The organism is Chryseobacterium aquifrigidense, assembly GCF_006716485.1.
Classification (GTDB): Bacteria; Bacteroidota; Bacteroidia; order Flavobacteriales; family Weeksellaceae; genus Chryseobacterium; species Chryseobacterium vietnamense.
Genome location: NZ_VFPD01000002.1, coordinates 558,365 through 578,300 on the forward strand (window position 1 = coordinate 558,365; position 19,936 = coordinate 578,300).

Genomic DNA, 19,936 nt, shown 5'->3' on the forward strand with positions numbered 1-19,936 from the left:
TACAGAAAAAATAATGGTTACCTATGAGAAAATTACTATTTGTAATAATGGCTGTACTGGCACTATTGATCGGAGCTTATCCTCTTATTTATGCCTTCGTAGAATCTAAATATACTTTTCTGGGCTCAAAATCTCCCGAATTACTCCACAGCTTGATCTGGAGAATGGCATTTTTTGGGCACATTATTTTCGGAGGACTTGCTCTTTTTATAGGCTGGCGTCAGTTTGGAGCTTCATTCCGGAATAGATACATGAAGATTCACAGGAGCATTGGAACTTTGTATGTAATTGCTGTGATGATAAGTTCTGTTACAGCTGTCTATATGGGATTTTATGCCAATGGAGGCCTGGTTTCAGCGATGGGATTTATTTGTTTAGGATTACTCTGGTTTATAACAACTCTTGGAGCCCTGGTAAAAATCAGAAAAGGTAATATAATCAGACATCAGCAGCTGATGATTTATAGCTATGCCTGTACCTTTGCTGCTGTAACATTGAGATTATGGTTCCCTTTGCTGAAAAATATGACGGGAAATCCTATAGATTCCTATATTGGCGTAGCATGGCTGTGCTGGATTCCTAATGTACTGATTGCTTATCTTATTAACAGAAAATTAGCAGCTGTATAGAATAGGCGTAGATACAAATGGATGTTACTCCGGAAGGTCTTTATATTCCATGCTTCTCATATTTAAGTTCAGATATTTATTCCCTTCATTTTTATAATGCTGAGGAGTTTCAAGCCCCATATATTTCATGATCAGAGGATAGATATAAGTGGTTTGGGTTTGTCTTGTTTCGTGCCCTGTAATTCTATAGTTGGCAGGTACTTTATCTCCAAACCAAACAAAAAATGGTACCTGGGTAGATTCTTTAGAGTCTATATGCAATAGTTTGTCACCCTGTATTTTAAGACCATGATCTGAAGCATAAATAACTACGGAATTGGTGTTCTTCAGTGTACTGAAAATATTTTTGAAAACGTAATCTGTGTATTTGATAGAGCTGTCATAGCAATTCAGATCACCAGAATTCCAGTTAGGCGGAAGCCTGTTACACGGATTTGGATGGCTTCCCATTATATGAAGAACTATAAATTTATCTTCCTTCTTCTGAATTACGTTGTTAAGCTCAGGAACAATTACTTCATCATAGCCATTGACCCATTTTTTATTTTTAGACATGGAAGCGATGGCTGTAATTCCTCTGGCACTTGCCTGTGTACTCAGCCAGAAAGAATTGTATCCGCTTTGATTGGCCATGTTGATGATATTATAGGATAGTTTATCATAACGGTAGCGGAATTCATCAGGATGAATGCTGGATAGCATTAGTGGGACACTCAGGTTGGTAATGCCTGCAGGAGAAATGGCATGATCAAAAATCATCATATTTCCCGCCTGTTCATCCGTATAAGGAGTTGTCTTCTTGTTATAACCGTATAATGACATGTTTTGTTTTCTTTCGGATTCTCCAATAATGAGAATTACGTTTTCTATTCCAGGCTGTATTTTTCTGATATTGAAAACCGGAACATTCTTTTTGATTTCATTAATGTCTCTCTGTATATTCAAAGCGGTATTGAAATCGGATAAATGATAATAAACATTCTTAATCATCCTACCTCCTCCTTTATTGCTGACATAGGTATGTTTAAGATGGTATCCGAATGGTAGAATAAGCCACAGTAATGCAATAATGATAAATTTAGCATCAGCTTTTACTATATCTTTTTTTAAATAATTCACAGAGTACAGCAGCATTCCCAGAAAAACAAAAAATAAAATGCCTGGAAGAATAAACATATAAGACATGCTCATCGCCTCATCAGGATTAGACTCTAGAATGCTGATGGCCATTCCCACGTTAAATCCTGAATGATAAATAAGAAAACAGGATACCGAAATCAGAAAGTTAATGCTTAATACTAAACAAAGAATAACAGCAATTACAGAGGTATATTTATTCTTAAAAAGAAGGGCATTAAATACAAGGAATGAACAAAACATAATTCCATACTCAAAAATATTCCGGATACTGTCCAGTTTTTCGGCTCCGAACAGATTATCAAATATATAAGGGAATGATACCAAAAAACCTGTAAGGTATATTATAATGAGAAGAATGGGAACTATTTTTTTTAACATGTTTGTATGTGTGCTTTTGAGATCAATTTTATATCATCTTTAGTGTTTTTGAATAAGTGAGTGTTGAATATCAGAATTGTGTATAGCATGAAAAAGAATTAATACCACATAATAATTCTAAATCTTGCAGATATTGTATCAACTCAAAAAGACACTTTTGAAGATAAGTTGTTACGGTTTATAGCGGTATGTTGTTATTCCGCTTTATAGAGTTGGTTGGGTAGGTAGGAATAGAGACCTGGGGATTTTTGTTTTTTTCATCAAAAATTATTTTTTATTAATAATAGGTTGGAGTTGTGTTTTTAATATTAAGCGATTTTTTCAGAACAAGTTGCATGATTTGATGTCATCAGAACCATACAATTTCCAAATGTACATGAAATTACTGATAAATACAAGTAGAATTATTACGATAACTGTTGGAGTTACTACACTTTACGGTTGATGTAATCCTTTGTTGCATCTGCTGTTGGGATAATTTTTGCGGGATTTCCTATGACGACAGAATGTGAGGGAACATCGAAGTTAACATAAGAATTGGGAACAATCAATACATTATTTCCAATGGTGATCCCTCCTACAATAACTGCATTGGTCCCTATCCAGACTTCGTCACCAATAACAGGATACCCTTCATTTTTTCCACGGTTTTGCTGCCCTATAGTAACTCCATGGGCAATATTGCAATTTTTCCCGATAACTGTTTTTGGATTGATAACAAGGCTTCCAAAATGTCCCAAATAAAAACCTTCACCAATCTGAGTCTCAGGATAAATCTGAAATCCATATTTGATCTGGTAATGTCTTAGCACAATCCTCCAGAAAGTGTTCAGGAAAGGATTTTTCTGATGCTTCTGCGCCATTCTCAGAATGTAAACAAAATGTAGATTAGGATTAATACATTTTTTCCAGATCTGAAATGTTGAAAGCCACTTTCCGCTTTCCCGGTAAAAGTCTTTTTGAATGATTGAATGCTCAGCCATCGTCAATATTTTTATACTTCGTCAATTATTTTCTGAAGATGTTCTACAGATTTTTCCAAAACAAAAGGTAGCTCAGTTTCCGAGATCTGTTTTTTGTATTCCTCAGTGATATTTTTATCCGTAAGAAATTTTTTCATTCCTTCATAAATTCCTTCTTCTGAGTTGGCTGTGATATTTCCCAGTTTTCCATCCTGCAGAAGATCCCTGATCCCAGAAATATCTGTTGCAGAAATAGGTTTATTCAGAATAAGCGCTTCGGCAATAATGGTAGGAAATCCTTCATGTCGTGAAGACATAATATAGAAATCCGCCTTTTTCATATAAGGGTAGGGATTACTGCTGAAACCAAGCATTTTTGCAGTATCCTGAAGACCAAGCTGGTTGAGCTGATCCTGAATAGCATTAAAATCATACCCATCGCCAATAATCAACAGCTGATGTTTCAACCCTTCATCAATAAGCTTTTTGTGGACATTAAGCAATCGGTCGTATCCTTTCTGGGGATATACCGTTCCTACTGTTACAAAAGTAGGAAGATCGCTGTTGAAAGGATAGTCATTCACTTCAATATCAGCCTTTCTTAACGTGTCATTTCTATCAATCGGATTGAAGATCTTAATCACAGATGCTTTTTCAGCTTCATTTTTAGCCAGATTATGCATTCCTTCCTGCAGTTTGTTGGAAATCACAAGAATTCTGTCGAATCTGAAAAACTGTCTGATGACTTCAGGTGTATATTCTTTTAAATTAAAAATATCATTCTGTACCCAAATGATTTTTTTCGAATCTTTTTGAGGGCTGGAGAGAATTTCCTGATGCATCGCATGGATAGCAGCAATCTCTACATCGTATTTTTTATTTTTTAAAATAAATTTATAAAGAAGAGAGGGGAACCAAAGAAACATTTTCTGATAAAGAACCCTGTAGGCTTTCACAGGAATATCCTGCGGCCTGTTGGTTGTTATCATTTCTCCTTTTGTCAAATAGTACAGTGTTACCCATGACGGCACCTCTTTAATGTATAATCCTGAATAAAGATTTACCAGAAGGTCAACTTCATATTTATCGGCAGGGAGATTCTTCAAAAAATTAATTAATACTTTCTCGGCACCACCATGACGTAATGAACCTATACGAATGAGGAGTTTTTTCTTTTTCAATTTGTTTTTTCTATTTTATGATTTTACAAGATAAATTTATTTAATTTTTCTTGCTTTTTTATACTTGTGAGGAAGATTTTCTTTGATATAGGCATCCAGTTTTTTTCGGTCTTTTTCCAGTTCGCGGGGATATTCCGGATTGTTTTTAAGAACAATATCACCATAATCTTCAATGGTGCATAAAAACTGAGCAGGGTTTCCAATAAAGACCGTGTTGTCCGGCATAGACTGGGATAATACAGAGTTAGCCCCTAAAATACAGTTGTTCCCAATCTGAACATCCTGCATAATCACACAATTGAGCCCGATGGTGCAGTTGTTTCCGATTTTTATTCTTCCCAGGATTCTTGCATCTTCATAACCGGGAAGCTTTCTAAGCAACGTGGTTGTTCCACCGTGGTTAACAAACCTTACATCTCCTGCAATGTTCACATTATCGCCAATTTCGATAAGGTAAGGTTCAGTTCCGAAATACACTTTATCAGGCATATTAAAGTTTTTTCCTACTTTCATACCTCTGTATTTAGCCACTTCAAGGCTGCCTCTGTTCAAAAAATTTTGATAAAGAGAGTCTATTTTCAATAGGATTCTGAATATAAAAATCATCACAAGTGTAAATTTGTTTTCGTTACTTTTGCAAAGAAAGAGAATTTATTAATATGATGAAAATTTCAAAAATAGAATATTATCTGCCTCAGCAGGTGTTAACTAACGAGGATCTTGAAAAGCAGTTCCCTGAATGGAGCTCCGAACGTATCCAGGAGAAAGTAGGTATTTCCCAGCGCCATATTTCTTCTGACAGCGAAACCGTACTGGATATGGCTGTGCAATCTTCAGAAAAAATTTTCGAAAATTATGACAGAAACAAAGTAGATTTTATTTTGTTCTGTACCCAAAGTCCGGAGTATTTTCTCCCTACAACGGCCTGTATTTTGCAGGACAGATTGGGGCTTAGAAAAAATATCGGAGCTATAGATTTTAACCTTGGCTGTTCAGGATTTGTGTATGGATTGGCCTTTGCAAAAGGACTGATTGCCGGAGGAATTGCAAAGAGTATTCTGCTGGTAACTTCAGAAACGTACACCAAGCATATTCATCCAGATGATAAAGGCAACCGAAGTATATTTGGAGATGCCTCTGCCTCTGCAATTATTGAAAAAGCTGAAGGTAATGATTATCAGTTCTGTCTGGGAACAGACGGAAGCGGTGCTGAAAACCTTATCGTGAAAAAAGGAGCTTTTAAAAAAGACTTTGAGCTGAATCCTGAACACGAATTCAGCCCTGAAAATATTTATATGAACGGCCCGGAAATTTTTAATTTTACGATTGAAAATATTCCAGGACTGGTAAAAGAAACATTGGAAGTGAATGGTATGACCATAGATGATATCGACCATTTTGTTTTTCACCAGGCCAATTCTTTTATGCTGAATTATTTAAGGAAGAAAACAAAAATACCGGCAGAAAAGTTCTATATTGACATGGAAAAAACCGGGAATACGGTTTCTGCAACTATTCCTATTGCTCTTAAAAATATGATGGATAAGGGGATGCTGAAAGAAGGCGATAAGGTTTTAATGGCAGGATTTGGAGTTGGATATTCGTGGGGCGCCACCATTATGGAAATTTAATACAAAACATTTAAAATTATAAAATATGAAAACATCCGTTTTTTTAGAAAAACTACAGGAAGAATTGGAAGAAGATGAAACATTGACTACTGAAACGAACCTGAAATCTTTAGAAAGCTATGATTCTATCAGCTTACTTTCTGTTATTGCGTTTGTAGACGAAAATTTCAGCAAAAAAATTGATACCAAGCATTTTAAAGATATTGAAACCGTTTCAGATCTGATGAATGTTATAGGAAAAGAAAATTTTGAAGATTAATGGATGCTTTCTCATTAAAAAATAAAATTATTCTCATTACAGGCGCTTCTTCCGGGATCGGGAGAAGCTGTTCTGTAGAATGCAGTAATAGCGGTGCTGATCTGATTCTTGTAGGAAGAAATCAGGAAGAACTTGCGAAAACTGTTTCTATGCTCAATCCTGAAACAAAAGTTGAAACAATTACTGAAGATATTACCCAATCTGAAAACCTGGAAGCAATTATTGCTGAAAAAGTTTCAATAATGGGTAAAATATCAGGATTTATTCACTGTGCAGGTATTGAGAAAACATTACCCTTAAAAAAGCACAACCCTCAGCTGTACCAAGATATATTTGCTGTCAATGTTATTGCAGGACTTGAAATAGCTAAAATTTTATCTTTAAAAAAATACAAAGATGAAAACTCCAGTTTTGTATTTATTTCTTCTGTGGCAGGGATGATAGGAGAAGCCGGGAAAGCAGCTTATTCTGCCAGTAAAGGAGCTGTTATATCCGGAGCCCGTTCTTTGGCTATGGAGCTTTCAAGAAGTAATATCCGGGTCAACAGCATAAGTCCGGCGATGGTAAACACTCCGATTTTAGAGAAAATGTTTAAAAATATCGGAGAAGAAGCGTCATCAGAAATTATAAAAAAGCATCCGCTGGGAATAGGCGAGCCTAAAGATGTAGCGAATGCCTGTATTTTTTTACTGTCTGATGCCTCAAGATGGGTCACAGGCAGCAATCTTGTGATTGACGGAGGATATTCTGCACAGTAACTTATTTTTTGTGCAGGGTTTCTATAATGGTTTCTACGCTGTCAAATATTTTCTTGTTGTCAAACTGACTTTCAATGGTTTTAAGGTTCTCTCTGATGTGCAGAACAAGGTTAGGATCAGTAAGGAATGTTTTCATTGCTGAATACATTTCATCTACCTCATAATTGATGAGGTATCCTGTTTCACGGTCTTTGATCATAAGACCTACATCTCCTACCTCTGTTGCAATAATGGGTTTCTGAAGGATTAAAGCTTCAGCAATTACCAATGGCCATGCTTCAGATTCTGAAGGAAGAACAAAATAATCCGCTTTTTTGATGTAAGGATAAGGATTCATCTGATTTCCAGCCAGAATAAATGTTTTTTCAACATTATTTTTAGCTGCCTGTGCCTTGAGGTTGTTCATTTCATCACCGTCACCGATAACAATAATGCTGTGATGAAATCCTTCATCTATAAGCTTTTTATGAGCGTCAATAAGTTTGTGATATCCTTTTCTTGAATGAAGTCTTCCAATAGATGCGAAAACAGGTCCTTCAGGGAAATTGTCAAGCTTTTCTTCAGCCTTCCGTTTAATTTCTTCGATAGGAATTGGATTAATGATAACGCTTTCAGCCGGATAATTGAGATTCGGATAATGCTGGTGCATCATATCTTTTATCTTGTGGGAGCAGTATACCATATGATCAAATTGCGGAAAGCTCTTTAAAATATTCGGCACTAAAGGCTGAAATTTTGGCACATTAATTTCAGAATGAAACCATCCGATTTTTTTTGAATTCTTATTGGTTGAGTTCAGAATAGCATCATAGTCTCTGTAATCCATCCCGATCTCAATATCAAAAGTATCATTGATAAGACGGTCTGCAATGGCAGGAGAATTTTTCAGTTTTCTCAGCTTTAGTCTTCTTTTAACGAGCTGAAGTTTCTGTAAAAGAGAATTATGGGAAAAATCTTCTTTTCCATCCGTAAGGTATATTTTTCTGATATGTTTCGGAAGTTCATCACGCAGTTTACCCTGATTGAGGGTAAGGCATACCGTCATTTCAAATTTGTCAGGATCAAGGTTGTTGAGAAGTCCCAGTAATACTTTTTCCACGCCTCCCATTTCCATGGAACGGTGCCTGAACAAAATTTTTATTTTTTTTTCTAACATTATCCGAAGATTGATTGTAACGTAATTTTTATTTTTTTCTTAATACGGAATGGCAGCTGGTGCTGGTACTGCAGCAGCCCGAATATTTCATCAGCTCCCGTATACTGTTCCGGAACTTTTTTTCCGTTGATGGTAGTAAGTCCTCTGCGTTTCATGGTATTAAAAATCACCTGAGCAAAATATTCATGGGATTTCTTTTTATTGTCATTCTGGGAAATCCCGCCCTGATGTGTTCGGTAAAGATAGTTCGTTTCATTAATAAACTGAACTTTCCCTTTTTCATATATTTTAAGATATAAATCCTGATCTTCCCCAATTTTTAGATTAGGGTTCATTTTTTCTGTCTGCTCATAAACTGCTTTTCTGAAAGTTACAAAATGAGCAATCTGAATCGGGAAATTAAAAAAACAGGGATCTCCATTCGGTACCTGCATCGCAGATCTGAACGGGGCTATTGGCTTCAGGTTCTGGTCACATGTCATAAACCTTGAATAGGTAAGGACTGTATTCTTTTTAGTCTGGAAAATCTCCATACATTTTTGGATAGCAGTAGGAGAGATGGCATCATCAGGATCCAGAAAACCACAGATTTCTCCTTCAGCCAGCTCAATCAGCTTACTTTTTGTAACACCTACACCGGAATTTTTTTCATTTTCAAAAAATCTGAATCTTTTGTCCTTTGAAATCATTTCCTGTATTATTTTCTTCTCATTTTCAGAAGAACCATCGTCTAGAATTACAGCTTCCCAGTTTGTATAGGTCTGTTGAAGAATACTTTCAAAACAATCCTTAAAAAAAATAGCGTTGTTGTAATGGGCAATAAGGATAGAAAACTTCATGACCGTGCCTTGAATATTAAATCCTGATGATTGATAACAGTTGTATTAGACGGAATATCTTTGTGAATGACACATCCTGCTCCGATGATACAGTTGTCACCAATAGTAACCCCTTTTAAGACGGTCACATTACTTCCAAGCCAGCAGTTACTTCCTATTTTGATGGGAGCGGTGGTGAACTCAGAAGAGAACAGCTTAAATTCCGGCTCAGTCTGGTAAGCGTGGTTGTGGTCATACAGTTTTACCCCTTCTCCGAATAATGTGTTGTCTCCTATAGAAATACTCTCGAGACAGTTGATAGAGCAGAAATTATTCATGAAAAAATGATCTCCGATTTCTAAAGTGGCATTCTGCTGCACAAGGATATGTACATAATTCCTGAAACTCATGGAATTCCCGAGCGTAACATTTTTTAAATTTTCGTGCAGAACAAAATGATTACTGATCCCAAGCTTTATCCCTTTAAAAGAAACATTAGGGTGTTTTTTGAGACGAGAAATCTGGCTTTTCCGTTGAATTTTTGCTAAAATTTCATCAAGCATACCTGAATTTATTTTCACATTTGTAGTGTACAAATATAATTTGTTTTAAATAATTATAATAATAAATCTTATTTTTGTGCCTTAAAAATTAATACTTTATACCAAATAAATGCCACCTTCGGAGTTGAGGTTGCTGAGTTTTGATAAAGTAAAGCATTTTGTGTTCTGTGAAGATAAGTCAGATTACATTTACCAGGTTTGTTGCTGCAATGGCAATTGTTATTTCTCATTTCAATAAGGATCTGTTTTTATACAAGATAGATTATATTTCCAATCTTTTTTTGAGAGCTAATGTCGGCGTAAGCTATTTTTTTATTCTTTCGGGATTTATCATGATCATTGCTTATCACAAGAAAGATAAAATTGATTACCTGGAATTTTATAAAAACAGGTTTGCCAGGATTTATCCACTTTATATGCTCGGACTTTTGCTTTATTTTATGACAAGATATGAGATGTTCGATTGGTATAAACTGCTTTTATATGGATTGGGCATTCAGAGCTGGATTCCGGGCGAAGCTATGATCCTGAATTTTCCGGGATGGTCAATTTCCGTAGAGTTCTTTTTCTATCTGCTTTTTCCGCTTTTGTATAATTATTTTTATGTCAGGAAAAACAAAATGATATGGGTGTTTGCCATTGGTCTCTGGTTGATCACTCAGGTATTTTCTAATCTTTATCCGGTGTATGGAGCTTATGAAGGACCTCATACAAAAAGCCATGAGTTTCTTTACTATTTCCCATTCTGGCATCTTAATGAATTCCTGATCGGAAATCTGGCAGGGATATTTTTTGTAAAAAACTACAGGCAGAAAAATTATGATCTTCAGGTAATTGCAGTCTTTTTTCTGATTCTTCTGTCTCTGATGTTTGTCCCGTTATTCTATCACAATGGTTTGATGGCACTACTTTTTGTCCCCGCTATCCTTTTGATCTCTGCTAATAATGGATGGGTTACCAGGTTCTTTTCACTGAAGCCACTGGAATATCTTGGAGAAATAAGTTATGGTATATACATCACCCATATCCCTGTGCTATATCTTGTAAGAGAGCTTTTAAAATGGCAGGAATACACATTCAGCATTGATATCGTATTTGTGATTTACATAATCGTTATGCTTTTTAGTTCTGCAGCTTTTTACCAGTTTATTGAAAAGCCGATGCGGAATCTTTTAAGAAAGATCCATTTTGCAAAGGGTTAATTTTCAAGTCAATATCTTGTAAACTAAATATTTAGTTTACTTGTTTTATTAGAATAAATCATTTCTGAAATTGATATTATAAAGCCCTGAACGTATGCTTTTATAATCTGTCAGCAAATATTTGGTGATCATTCCCCACTTTTTTAGAAGGGGAGCATTTGCAATCTGAAAACTTCTGTATACCCGTTTGATATGAAGTTTAATATCCTCAGGAATGGTGTTTTCATTTTCTGCCCAGTGGTTCACTTCCTTCCACAATACAACCCGCGTGGAAGCCGGTTTCACTTCTCCGGAATCTACTTTGGTAATTCTGTTGTTCTCATGAACCCCTCTCACCGCTACTGCCTTATCAAGAATCCCCGGATATAAATTCAGATAGTAGGAGAGTCTGAAGAGAAATTCTGTGTCCTGATGAAGCTTTAAATGGGTTTTGAAAAAATATTCCATATGCTGTAGAGAACTTTTACGGATGGTCAGAGCATCAATACTGAAAAGCCCGAAAGTACCTCTCATATTCAGTTGTCCCGGGAATACATCTTTAGGAGGATGCTCTTTATACACTGTGGTCAGGCGATCTCCAAAAACCTTATAATACTGTTCTTTTGCCTTTTCAGAATAATAATGAACCCCTATAGCGCCATACACTCCATCTACCTCATCATTGGTGAAAAGCTTTTTTTCTGCATCAAAACGGTTAGGGAGATAGTAGTCATCAGCATCAAGGAAAGCAATAAAATCTCCTTCAGCCTTTTCCATTCCTAAATTTCTGCTGGCACCCGCCCCATGATTCCCCTTGTCTGGATGCTGAAAGAGCTTTACCCTGGCATATTTTTCAGCGAGTTCCCGGCATACCTGCAAGGCATTGTCAGGTGATTTGTCTTCTACCAATACCACTTCATATACTTCTTCAAACCGGAGTGCAGATTCTACAGCCTGAGCAACATATTTTTCGGCATTGTAGACGGGAATGATTACTGAAATTTTCATTTTTTCGATTATGCGTTTAATTTAATTTTTAAATAATGGGTAACTCTTTTTTCTACAAAATAATACAGAACTGAGGCCAGAATAATAACCAGGGCAATTTTAAGAAGAAAAAAAGGAATGTTGAGATAACCTTCAACTTTAAATCTTTTTAAAACAATTTCTATAAAAGGATGTGACAGGTACAGTGAATACGAAATATCTCCCAGAAATATTAAGAATTTGTTTCCTTCAAAATGGAATATATAATCAAAAGTCAGAAAAGAAAAAACAAACATGGAGATGATGGCCAGTTTTAGCCAGTCATTGCTGATAGGAATGATACTAAGTAAAACGAGTATAAATGATGTTATCCCTGTTACAGATACTATTGCAGCCCACTTCTTTGGAACTGTATATTTGTTCAGTAAGAGCGCGAAGAGAATTCCTACAACAAAATAAAGATTGAGAGAATGGGTTACCATTTTCAGATAAGGACTGTCAAAATGTATACAATATCCCAAAATGGTGGTAAGAATGAAAAATCCCACGATGAAATAATACCTTTTTTCTTTAAAAAATAATGAGAGCCCGAATATGAGATAAAAAAACATCTCAAAATTTAAGGACCAGCCCAGGAAAAGCACGGGAAATTCCTTTTGAGTAGGAAGAAATAACAGGGAATGAATAAGTTCATAAAGACCAGCTCCATGAAAGTAGATCAACAAACCACCTCCCGGTATTATTACAGCAAATGTCAAAAGATAATACAGCGGAACAATTCTGATCAGTCTTCTTTTGTAAAATAAAGTGATCTGCTGAAAAGAATCTTTACTGAAATTTATTTTTTGAGTGGTGAAAGCCATGATAAATCCACTGATAATAAAAAATACGGGAACACCGATACTTCCTTTATTAAAAAGAATATTGCCAAGATTCAGCCCGGGTAAGTTTATCGTTTCACGGAAATGAAAACAACATACCAATAATGCTGCAATCCCTCTTAAAATCTGGATATTATTAAGCTTCATTACGGATGCCGGATCTTATCTTTTAAAAATTTTTTTCAAAATAAGTCCCATCACAAATGGTACTCTTGCAATATTATGCTGAAGGGTCTTGAACCTGTCAATTGTAAATTTTGTATCTTCAGTCATTCCATATTCTGAAAAATCAACCTCAGGAACCGCTTTATGTTTAAAAGTAACATTCATCAGATTGTACTGATGGATGATCTGAATATACATTTCCTTACTGTCTTCCACGGAGAAATCCGGATAATGACGATAGCTGTTATGCGCTCTCTCCTTTAACATGGTTTTGAAGTTGTCTACACTTTCTGCAAGGCTTACAAAAGGATTTACGACAGCATTATATACATTTACAACGGCTTTACGGCCCGGAAGCATTGTCAGCTGATATCCTCTTCTTAAGTCAATCACAAGATCATGAATCGGCTTGAAGTGCTCCTGTACGGTTTTTATATAGTCCTGATGAAGCATATCATCATTATCAAGCTCACTGGTGATGACAAATTTTGTCTCAGAAGTGAAGAACTGAGGAATTACTTCTACTGCTTTGGTTTTCATTGCATCAAAATCCTCTACAAAAACAGCTCTGAAAACAGGATATTCTGCTTCGATTTCTTTGATGATTTTTCTAAACTTATCAGACGTATTGGTGTCAAAGAAAGTGAGCCATATATAGTTTTGGTTAGTCTGATTTTTATAGGAAGGAAGTACATAAGTTCTGAATAACTTGAAGCGGTCATCCAGCCATTCTTCCGTTAGAGGTTTATATCCTGAACGTGTTTCGTTCCAACCTTTTGTAGGAACATTGAATCTTGTCATAATCACGTGTACAAACTGACTCATCTCAATAAATTTTTTAAAAAGTTAAATATTCTGTAAGGTTTACTGTTGTAGATATTCTCCAGTTTTTTTTCATAAAATGTTTTTCTGTTTAAAAGGGCAATATAACTGGGGAAAAACTCATGAAACAGTGCTTTGTGTTTTTCATATACGGCATGGTAGATAAACTCTTTTTTATCATTACTGCCGGTAATATCTTTTATCATGGAAGTGTCCGGATGGGATCTGTAGTTGAAAACAACATAATCAATTTTTGTTATAGGCTGGTTCCTGTGCGAAGATATAAGTTGTATCCAAAACTCCCAGTCTTCAAATCCATGTCTTAATTTTTCGTCATACGTAATTCCTTCATCAAAATACTTTTTGGCAAACATAGAAGTACAGTATAATTTATTTCCCAAAAGCAATTCCCGAAGGGTAAACGTTTCCTGTAAATTTGACTTTTTGCTGGTATGGCCAAAGGTAATGGTATCAGAAAAAACGATTAAGGTATCAGGATTCTGATCAAATACGGCCACCATCTTTTCTAAAGCCAGCGGGTTAAGTGTATCATCTGCATCCAGAGGCAGAATATAGTCTCCTGAAGCATTTCTGATTCCTGTATTCCGGGCACCTGAAAGGCCTTTATTTTCCTGATAAACATAGCGTATTTTATCATTTTCAAGTTTTCCGGATACTACTGCAGTATCATCAGTAGAGCCGTCATCTACAATAATGCATTCCCAGTTTGTATAGGATTGGTTCATTACAGACTGGATGCATTCTTCCAGATATTTTGCATGATTAAAACAGGGAACAATAATGGAAACTTTATTTTTCATTCGATATGTTTTATTTTATAAATAGGCTGAAAATAATTTTCTTAAGTAGTCCTCGGAAGAGATTCCCGTGAAAAAAGATTCTGTGCGGGGATTAAACTCTATATTATAATAAGACCCTTCATCAATATTTTTAAACACTGCTTTTTTTCCTAAATACTGTTCCAGCTGAAACAAAATTTCAGGCAGAGAATACTGGTAAGGATAGGTGAGATTAATAATTTCATTGTTCAGTACATCAATATATTGTTTTGTAAATAAAGCAATATCATCAGTACCAATGAGAATTCTCTTTGCATTGTTGTGTATTGTGAATTGGGTTCCGGACACAATTGAGTTCTTAAGAAAGTTGATTAATGTGTTTGGATTTCCTCCACGGCCTACTGCATTTCCAATTCTGAAAATGACAAAGTTTTTACAGTGTTCTGTAATGAATTTTTCAGCATTAAGCTTATGGTTTACGTATGGACTTTCTTTTTTTGTAGGATCATAAATACTGCAGGTTGAAAAATAAACCAGTTTTTTATCCGGAAATTCTTCTGTCGCTTTTGTTAACAGAGAGATTTCTCTTTCAAATTCTGCAGGATTCTTTTCCAGAGAATTGGAAACCCCAGATGCAAAAAAAAGTATATCTTCTCTGTCATAAGGTCTTACGGCTGCTGCCAAAATTCCATTGCCAATAATCATATATTTTTATCTAAACGGTTTAAAAATCTTACAGGTACCTGAAGATTTTGAATAGTCCAAGTTTATTTCCCAGTTTTGCCCATCGTGAATTCTTCACACGATCCAGCTTATCAAGAGTATATTTGTATTTGTTTTTCGGAATATAGTTCTCAAGGAAAAGATCTTCAATATTTATGTTTCTTCTTTCAGCCATTTTTATAAGAGCTACCCAATGCCAGAACAGTGCTTTTTCCGTGTTCTTTGTAGTAGATATTCCATTTTGGTGAATTCTGTACAGATACAGATCTTCATCTATATATTGTACAGGAGCTACTTCACACATTTTCATGTACCAGTCTTTATCTTCCGCAATTTTTAAAAACGGATCAATACCGGAAGTTTTTTCGTAGATCTTTTTCTTAAAAGTAGCAAAATGAGAAATTTCACCATTAAAATTATAGTAAGAGTGATCCAGCTCAGTAATCTGCTTCGCTTTGTGTACTGATTTGGGATTCAGATGTTCATCACAAAATACCAGATTGGAATAGACCATTCCTGCTTCAGGATATTCAGAATGCGTTTTTAAAACAGATTCCAGGGCGTGGCTAGCCAACGCATCATCCGGATCTAAAAAACCGCATATTTCAGATTCAGCAAGCTGTATTAGTCTCTTTTTGGTATATCCGATTCCTCTGTTTTGATCATTTTGATTGATTTTAACCCGCGGGTCATTACCTATAAGTTTTCTTATAACTTCAAGAGAATCATCAGTAGAGCCGTCGTCTAAAATTACTGCTTCCCAGTCTGTTTCAGTCTGAGCCGTTAAACTTTGGTAACATTTTTCAAAAAAGTGACCATTATTATAATTGGCAATAAGTACACTGAATTTACTCATTTCTACTGTGTTTATTCAAGATTTTTTTTAATGCATTCAAGTACCCGAAGCCATTTTTTCTATCCGGTTCCAAAATGTTTCCTTCTGCCCACTCGTTCCAGGATTTAACAATTAAAAACTGTTCCGGATAGTCTTTTTTATCTTCAAGATATTTTGCCGCTTTTTCTACCTGCTTTTCAAACAGTTCCGGTGAATTGTTGGCCAGTATAATTCCTCTATAACCGCTTCTTGGAGTATTGTCCCAATTAGGCATGATACATGGATAGGTAGGAACATTGCTTTCTTCAAACTTCAGGTCATTGACGACTTGTTGCGCATCCTGAATTCTGACTTTTGGCTGTTCTTTTTTCTTAATTCCAATTAATCCTTTTATCCTGTTTTTATAGTATTGAGAGTGGGAAATGTACTCCTTTTTATTAATATGAGGAACCCAGGCTTTGTGAAAGGCATTGGAAATCTTGCTGTCATATCCCATAGATTGAAAATCAAGGTCATCAGAAAGTTTATTGGAAGCCATTACATACAATCCGTCAAATCCGTTTTCTATGGCAAGAGCTCTGAATTTTGAGATATAGTGCGGATCACCTTCATTGAGATGATTAGGATCGTAGATAATGAAAAGAGGTTTATTATCCACTTTGATATATCTTTCGTCCTTGAAGAAAGGAAGCAGGTATTCGAAATGGGCAATTAAATCCTGCTCATCAGGATAAGTCTGTTCTGCCAGTATTTTTTCTGATAATCCATGCCATATTCCTGACCATGTTTCGTTGGCCCAGCAGAAGCAGAAGGGAAAATCCGGTCTTCCTGATTTCAGTACATCATTAGCCACGCGCTCCAACAATTGTTTGCCGCTGCCAAACCAGTAATGATAAAAGATAAACCCATGTACTCCATAATCTTTTGCCATCTGGGCCTGCTGTTCTCTTACTTCGGGAACGCGCAGGTCATAATATCCCAGATCTGCAGGGAATATAGGCTGCTCGTGTCCTTCGAATAAAGGTTGGGCTTTACTTACATTAGTCCATTCTGTAAATCCTTTTCCCCACCATTCGTCATTTTCCGGAACGGGGTGATATTGAGGGAGGTAAAATGCAAGCGGTTTTATTTTTTTCATAATCAGTTTTCTAATGTTTTTATTAATCTGGCGGGAATTCCAGCTATCACTGAATTTTTTGGGAAACTCTTATTCACCACAGAGTTGGCGCCTATAATAGAATTTTCACCAATAGTAACCCCAGGAAGGACACATACTCCTTCACCAATCCATACATTATCTTCAATAATGATGGGACCTTTGGAATGTAAAGGCCTTGCAGCAGGAATATTTTTCAGATCATTAGCCGTTATATTGCCATGGGAATGATCAGAAATATATATTCTGCTGGCCATAAGGACATTATTTCCTATGACAATTTTATTGATTGCTCCGATATGAACATCGGAATTGCAGACCACATTATCACCAATAATTATTTCAGGGTGAAATACTTCTCCCTGAAAACGATCCCAGGCTTCCAGCCTTAAATGGTATAAAGAACTGAAATTTTCACCTATCGAGATATATTTAGGGTTTTTTATCCAGTGTTCTTCAGGTAATGCAGAATTCGTTCCGAATTTTTTGAAGCTCTTCTGAGCCCAGGCATTCAGTTTGTTTTGCTGATGGGTTTTATAAGCATTCGAATTCAGTATATCAAATAAAAAACCGACAATATATTTTTTTAGAAAATTCATGTTTTGTGATTGAGAAGTGATGGGCAGTTATATTATTTTGTAAAAAAACTGTTGATCAGTTCTATGATTTTATGCTGTTCAGTTTCAGATAATTCATAATAAAATGGCAGTCGCAGCAGGCAATCTGTGAAATGATCAGAGTTTGGAATATCTATTTCAGGATTGTTTGCAAGGAAGAAATCACTTTTATTCAAGCTTAAATAATGGAAAACCGGGTGTATATCCTGCGCCTTTAAATATTGAATAAGATTTGTTCTTTCTTCATAGCTTCTGCAGACAATATAATACATGTGAGCATTGTTTGTTGCATAGGAAGGCATGTCCGGCAAAGTAATGAAGCCTTTTTCCTGCAGTGCAGAAAGTCCGTTCTGATAATTGTTCCAGATCTCTAATCTTTTTTTCTGAATAATTTCCAGATTCTCTAATTGTGCATACAAAAAAGCCGATATAATCTCTGAAGGTAGGAATGATGAACCGAGATCTACCCAGCCATATTTGTTTACTTCACCTCTGAAGAAGGCACTTCTGTTTGTTCCTTTTTCGCGGATTACTTCAGCGCGGTCAAAATATTGTGGATCATTAATGGCTAACATTCCACCTTCTCCGGCAATGATATTTTTGGTTTCATGAAACGAAAAGGCCGCAAAATGGCCTATAGAACCCAGCGCCTTTCTTGTTCCGTCTGAGAAAGTATAATAGCTGTCAATTGCCTGTGCTGCATCTTCCACCACAAACAAATTGTGTTTGTGAGCCAGCTCCATAATTTTTTCCATATCACATGCCACACCAGCGTAATGTACAGGGACAATTACTTTGGTTTTTTCGGTGATATGTTTTTCTATTTCTACCGGATCAATATTGGGATTGTCATGGCAGGAGTCTACAAAAACTATTTTTGCTCCCCTCAGTGCAAAGGCATTAGCAGAGGAAACAAAAGTATAACTGGGAACAATTACTTCGTCTCCTGGCTCCACATTGCACAAAATAGCAGCCATCTCCAGTGCATCCGTGCATGATGTAGTCATCAGTACTTTAGGAAAATGATATTTCTGTTCAAAAAACTGCTGGCACTTTTTCGTAAACATTCCGTCACCGGAAATTTTACCGCTCTTTACAGCTTCTTCTATATATGTGAGTTCTTTGCCAATAATAAATGGCTTGTTAAATGGGATCATAGTGTTTTAAATTTTGAATCTTTGATGTCTATAAATTTTTTTTCAATGTATCTATACGAGCCATAACTGACTAAAATAGTTATACCTGGTATGAACATAAATACACCAATATTAAATACAAATATATTATTATAAAATATTAATAGCTTATAAAATACGGGGAATATTAAAAACATAATCAGGGGATGGTACATGTAAATCCCATAAGAGATCGTTCCTAAGGATGAAAAATATCTGCTCCTTAACACCGCTTTATTGGATGAGTTTATGCTTATTATAATCAATAATAGAAAAACAAACCCTAATATAATATTTTGAATATACAGCTTAAAAACAGGAATAGAAATTAAAATGGCTATTAACAATAGTACACCAGCATATAGGATATTACTCTTTGTATACTGAGTTATTTCTTCAGTGTTTTTATAATAAAAATATCCTCCCAATGCCCCAATGGCCATAAATTCAAACGGAATGATGGTAACAATTATGCCTATCAATGAGTTTGGAAACTGGAGATTAATAACAGCAAAAACAGCCAAAATGGATAAAAAAACCAAAAGCATTGTTTTTCTGTTACAAAAGGAGATAATGATGGGCCAGATGATATAAAACTGTTCTTCTACCCCTACAGACCACGATTGAGAAGCTCCTGCAAGAATTTTTCCTGCCTTCACTGCAAAATTGGGAAGAAACGTAAAGTAGAGAAGGAAAGATTTCAAATCATAGTTTGAAGAATCTTTTATTAAATGGTAGTAAGATGGAGTGATAGAGAATAAAGGAAAAATAAAGGTTAACAGTGGAACGATAATAAAGGATATAAAAAGGATAATATAGTACAAAGGCCAGATTCTGAAAATTCTTCTTAAATAGAACTTTTTAAGATTGATAGTGCTGTTTTTTTCTTTTTCAGACAGCAGAAGGTAAGTGATCAGAAATCCACTCAATACAAAAAACAGATACACCCCATTTTTTCCCAAATGCTCAATCCAATACAGCGTATATTCAGAATCAAATAAACTTTCTATTTTATCACGGTGTTTAAATAATTCAATATGATGCAGGATGACAGATAAAGCAGCTATTGCTCTCAGTTCATTTAATCCTCCAAAAAAAATATTTTTTTTTATTCCCATG

At 35.5% G+C, this 19,936-nt stretch carries 22 protein-coding genes; 5 read left to right on the plus strand and 17 right to left on the minus strand.

All coding sequences use genetic code 11. The features are described from left to right. Nucleotides 1-23: 23 nt before the first annotated feature. On the plus strand, nucleotides 24-629 hold the full coding sequence (locus FB551_RS17585; RefSeq protein ID WP_142018415.1) for a DUF2306 domain-containing protein: 606 nt from the start codon (nucleotides 24-26) through the stop codon (nucleotides 627-629). A gap of 24 nt (nucleotides 630-653) precedes the next feature. Here FB551_RS17585 and FB551_RS17590 read toward each other — a convergent pair whose 3' ends face one another. From FB551_RS17590 to FB551_RS17605, 4 genes are all read right to left on the minus strand, one after another. After that, nucleotides 654-2,147: a phosphoethanolamine transferase gene (locus tag FB551_RS17590; RefSeq protein WP_047427354.1), complete on the minus strand. Its 1,494-nt coding sequence runs from the start codon at nucleotides 2,145-2,147 to the stop codon at nucleotides 654-656. A 428-nt stretch (nucleotides 2,148-2,575) separates the two neighbouring features. After that, complete coding sequence (locus FB551_RS17595; RefSeq protein WP_047427356.1) at nucleotides 2,576-3,130, minus strand: serine O-acetyltransferase; 555 nt, start codon at nucleotides 3,128-3,130, stop codon at nucleotides 2,576-2,578. Between the two features lie 11 nt (nucleotides 3,131-3,141). Beyond that, on the minus strand, nucleotides 3,142-4,290 hold the full coding sequence (locus tag FB551_RS17600; protein WP_047427358.1) for a glycosyltransferase: 1,149 nt from the start codon (nucleotides 4,288-4,290) through the stop codon (nucleotides 3,142-3,144). A gap of 36 nt (nucleotides 4,291-4,326) precedes the next feature. After that, nucleotides 4,327-4,896, minus strand: coding sequence for an acyltransferase (locus FB551_RS17605; protein WP_142018416.1), 570 nt, complete (start codon nucleotides 4,894-4,896; stop codon nucleotides 4,327-4,329). 53 nt (nucleotides 4,897-4,949) lie between these two features. Between FB551_RS17605 and FB551_RS17610 the strand changes: the two genes are divergently transcribed. Genes FB551_RS17610 through FB551_RS17620 form a run of 3 tightly spaced genes read left to right on the plus strand, consistent with a single transcriptional unit; the run spans nucleotide 4,950 to nucleotide 6,938 of the window. Then, a complete protein-coding gene (locus tag FB551_RS17610; protein WP_142018417.1) occupies nucleotides 4,950-5,921 on the plus strand; it encodes a 3-oxoacyl-ACP synthase III family protein in 972 nt (323 codons plus the stop codon). A 25-nt stretch (nucleotides 5,922-5,946) separates the two neighbouring features. Beyond that, nucleotides 5,947-6,180, plus strand: a complete 234-nt coding sequence (locus FB551_RS17615) for a phosphopantetheine-binding protein (protein ID WP_047380387.1) — start codon at nucleotides 5,947-5,949, stop codon at nucleotides 6,178-6,180. Beyond that, entirely contained in the window at nucleotides 6,180-6,938 is a 759-nt protein-coding gene (locus tag FB551_RS17620) for an SDR family NAD(P)-dependent oxidoreductase (RefSeq protein ID WP_142018418.1), read from the plus strand. Before FB551_RS17615 ends, FB551_RS17620 begins: the two co-directional genes overlap by 1 nt. A 1-nt stretch (nucleotide 6,939) precedes the next feature. Here FB551_RS17620 and FB551_RS17625 read toward each other — a convergent pair whose 3' ends face one another. Genes FB551_RS17625 through FB551_RS17635 form a run of 3 tightly spaced genes read right to left on the minus strand, consistent with a single transcriptional unit; the run spans nucleotide 6,940 to nucleotide 9,475 of the window. Then, entirely contained in the window at nucleotides 6,940-8,094 is a 1,155-nt protein-coding gene (locus FB551_RS17625) for a glycosyltransferase (protein WP_142018419.1), read from the minus strand. Then, nucleotides 8,094-8,933 (minus strand): glycosyltransferase family 2 protein, encoded by an 840-nt coding sequence (locus FB551_RS17630; RefSeq protein WP_142018420.1) that lies wholly within the window; start codon nucleotides 8,931-8,933, stop codon nucleotides 8,094-8,096. The genes FB551_RS17625 and FB551_RS17630 overlap by 1 nt, the downstream gene beginning before the upstream one ends. After that, a complete protein-coding gene (locus tag FB551_RS17635; RefSeq protein ID WP_142018421.1) occupies nucleotides 8,930-9,475 on the minus strand; it encodes an acyltransferase in 546 nt (181 codons plus the stop codon). Before FB551_RS17635 ends, FB551_RS17630 begins: the two co-directional genes overlap by 4 nt. Before the next feature lie 167 nt (nucleotides 9,476-9,642). Here FB551_RS17635 and FB551_RS17640 point away from each other — a divergent pair, with 167 nt between their 5' ends. Continuing rightward, nucleotides 9,643-10,677, plus strand: coding sequence for an acyltransferase family protein (locus FB551_RS17640; protein WP_142018422.1), 1,035 nt, complete (start codon nucleotides 9,643-9,645; stop codon nucleotides 10,675-10,677). Between the two features lie 48 nt (nucleotides 10,678-10,725). Here FB551_RS17640 and FB551_RS17645 read toward each other — a convergent pair whose 3' ends face one another. The 10 genes from FB551_RS17645 to FB551_RS17690 are packed head-to-tail and all read right to left on the minus strand — an operon-like array spanning nucleotide 10,726 to nucleotide 19,935. After that, a complete protein-coding gene (locus FB551_RS17645) occupies nucleotides 10,726-11,664 on the minus strand; it encodes a glycosyltransferase family 2 protein (RefSeq protein ID WP_142018423.1) in 939 nt (312 codons plus the stop codon). 8 nt (nucleotides 11,665-11,672) lie between these two features. Next, nucleotides 11,673-12,671, minus strand: coding sequence for an acyltransferase family protein (locus tag FB551_RS17650; protein ID WP_142018424.1), 999 nt, complete (start codon nucleotides 12,669-12,671; stop codon nucleotides 11,673-11,675). A 15-nt stretch (nucleotides 12,672-12,686) separates the two neighbouring features. Next, a complete protein-coding gene (locus FB551_RS17655) occupies nucleotides 12,687-13,514 on the minus strand; it encodes a glycosyltransferase (protein ID WP_052186775.1) in 828 nt (275 codons plus the stop codon). Further along, nucleotides 13,511-14,332 carry a glycosyltransferase family 2 protein gene (locus FB551_RS17660; RefSeq protein WP_142018425.1) on the minus strand — a complete coding sequence of 274 codons (822 nt, stop codon included), beginning with the start codon at nucleotides 14,330-14,332 and terminating at the stop codon, nucleotides 13,511-13,513. Before FB551_RS17660 ends, FB551_RS17655 begins: the two co-directional genes overlap by 4 nt. A gap of 15 nt (nucleotides 14,333-14,347) precedes the next feature. After that, a complete protein-coding gene (locus tag FB551_RS17665; protein WP_047427378.1) occupies nucleotides 14,348-15,016 on the minus strand; it encodes a Rossmann-fold NAD(P)-binding domain-containing protein in 669 nt (222 codons plus the stop codon). Between the two features lie 28 nt (nucleotides 15,017-15,044). Then, nucleotides 15,045-15,890 carry a glycosyltransferase family 2 protein gene (locus FB551_RS17670; protein ID WP_052186777.1) on the minus strand — a complete coding sequence of 282 codons (846 nt, stop codon included), beginning with the start codon at nucleotides 15,888-15,890 and terminating at the stop codon, nucleotides 15,045-15,047. Next, nucleotides 15,883-17,007 (minus strand): glycosyltransferase WbsX family protein, encoded by a 1,125-nt coding sequence (locus FB551_RS17675; protein ID WP_142018426.1) that lies wholly within the window; start codon nucleotides 17,005-17,007, stop codon nucleotides 15,883-15,885. Before FB551_RS17675 ends, FB551_RS17670 begins: the two co-directional genes overlap by 8 nt. A 2-nt stretch (nucleotides 17,008-17,009) precedes the next feature. Then, on the minus strand, nucleotides 17,010-17,624 hold the full coding sequence (locus tag FB551_RS17680) for a DapH/DapD/GlmU-related protein (protein WP_142018427.1): 615 nt from the start codon (nucleotides 17,622-17,624) through the stop codon (nucleotides 17,010-17,012). Nucleotides 17,625-17,656: 32 nt separating this feature from the next. Next, entirely contained in the window at nucleotides 17,657-18,799 is a 1,143-nt protein-coding gene (rffA, locus tag FB551_RS17685) for a dTDP-4-amino-4,6-dideoxygalactose transaminase (RefSeq protein ID WP_142018428.1), read from the minus strand. Further along, the gene (locus FB551_RS17690) at nucleotides 18,796-19,935 is read right to left on the minus strand and encodes an acyltransferase family protein (protein ID WP_142018429.1); all 1,140 of its coding nucleotides are present in this window, start codon (nucleotides 19,933-19,935) and stop codon (nucleotides 18,796-18,798) included. The genes rffA and FB551_RS17690 overlap by 4 nt, the downstream gene beginning before the upstream one ends. Nucleotide 19,936 lies beyond the last annotated feature (1 nt).

Coding starts and splice junctions, on each gene's coding strand:
- FB551_RS17585 (WP_142018415.1), top strand. CDS start 24: ATGAGAAAATTACTATTTGTAATAATGGCTGTACTGGCACTATTGATC.
- FB551_RS17590 (WP_047427354.1), bottom strand. CDS start 2,147: ATGTTAAAAAAAATAGTTCCCATTCTTCTCATTATAATATACCTTACA.
- FB551_RS17595 (WP_047427356.1), bottom strand. CDS start 3,130: ATGGCTGAGCATTCAATCATTCAAAAAGACTTTTACCGGGAAAGCGGA.
- FB551_RS17605 (WP_142018416.1), bottom strand. CDS start 4,896: ATGATTTTTATATTCAGAATCCTATTGAAAATAGACTCTCTTTATCAA.
- FB551_RS17610 (WP_142018417.1), top strand. CDS start 4,950: ATGATGAAAATTTCAAAAATAGAATATTATCTGCCTCAGCAGGTGTTA.
- FB551_RS17615 (WP_047380387.1), top strand. CDS start 5,947: ATGAAAACATCCGTTTTTTTAGAAAAACTACAGGAAGAATTGGAAGAA.
- FB551_RS17620 (WP_142018418.1), top strand. CDS start 6,180: ATGGATGCTTTCTCATTAAAAAATAAAATTATTCTCATTACAGGCGCT.
- FB551_RS17625 (WP_142018419.1), bottom strand. CDS start 8,094: ATGTTAGAAAAAAAAATAAAAATTTTGTTCAGGCACCGTTCCATGGAA.
- FB551_RS17630 (WP_142018420.1), bottom strand. CDS start 8,933: ATGAAGTTTTCTATCCTTATTGCCCATTACAACAACGCTATTTTTTTT.
- FB551_RS17635 (WP_142018421.1), bottom strand. CDS start 9,475: ATGCTTGATGAAATTTTAGCAAAAATTCAACGGAAAAGCCAGATTTCT.
- FB551_RS17645 (WP_142018423.1), bottom strand. CDS start 11,664: ATGAAAATTTCAGTAATCATTCCCGTCTACAATGCCGAAAAATATGTT.
- FB551_RS17650 (WP_142018424.1), bottom strand. CDS start 12,671: ATGAAGCTTAATAATATCCAGATTTTAAGAGGGATTGCAGCATTATTG.
- FB551_RS17655 (WP_052186775.1), bottom strand. CDS start 13,514: ATGAGTCAGTTTGTACACGTGATTATGACAAGATTCAATGTTCCTACA.
- FB551_RS17660 (WP_142018425.1), bottom strand. CDS start 14,332: ATGAAAAATAAAGTTTCCATTATTGTTCCCTGTTTTAATCATGCAAAA.
- FB551_RS17665 (WP_047427378.1), bottom strand. CDS start 15,016: ATGATTATTGGCAATGGAATTTTGGCAGCAGCCGTAAGACCTTATGAC.
- FB551_RS17670 (WP_052186777.1), bottom strand. CDS start 15,890: ATGAGTAAATTCAGTGTACTTATTGCCAATTATAATAATGGTCACTTT.
- FB551_RS17675 (WP_142018426.1), bottom strand. CDS start 17,007: ATGAAAAAAATAAAACCGCTTGCATTTTACCTCCCTCAATATCACCCC.
- FB551_RS17680 (WP_142018427.1), bottom strand. CDS start 17,624: ATGAATTTTCTAAAAAAATATATTGTCGGTTTTTTATTTGATATACTG.
- rffA (WP_142018428.1), bottom strand. CDS start 18,799: ATGATCCCATTTAACAAGCCATTTATTATTGGCAAAGAACTCACATAT.
- FB551_RS17690 (WP_142018429.1), bottom strand. CDS start 19,935: ATGGGAATAAAAAAAAATATTTTTTTTGGAGGATTAAATGAACTGAGA.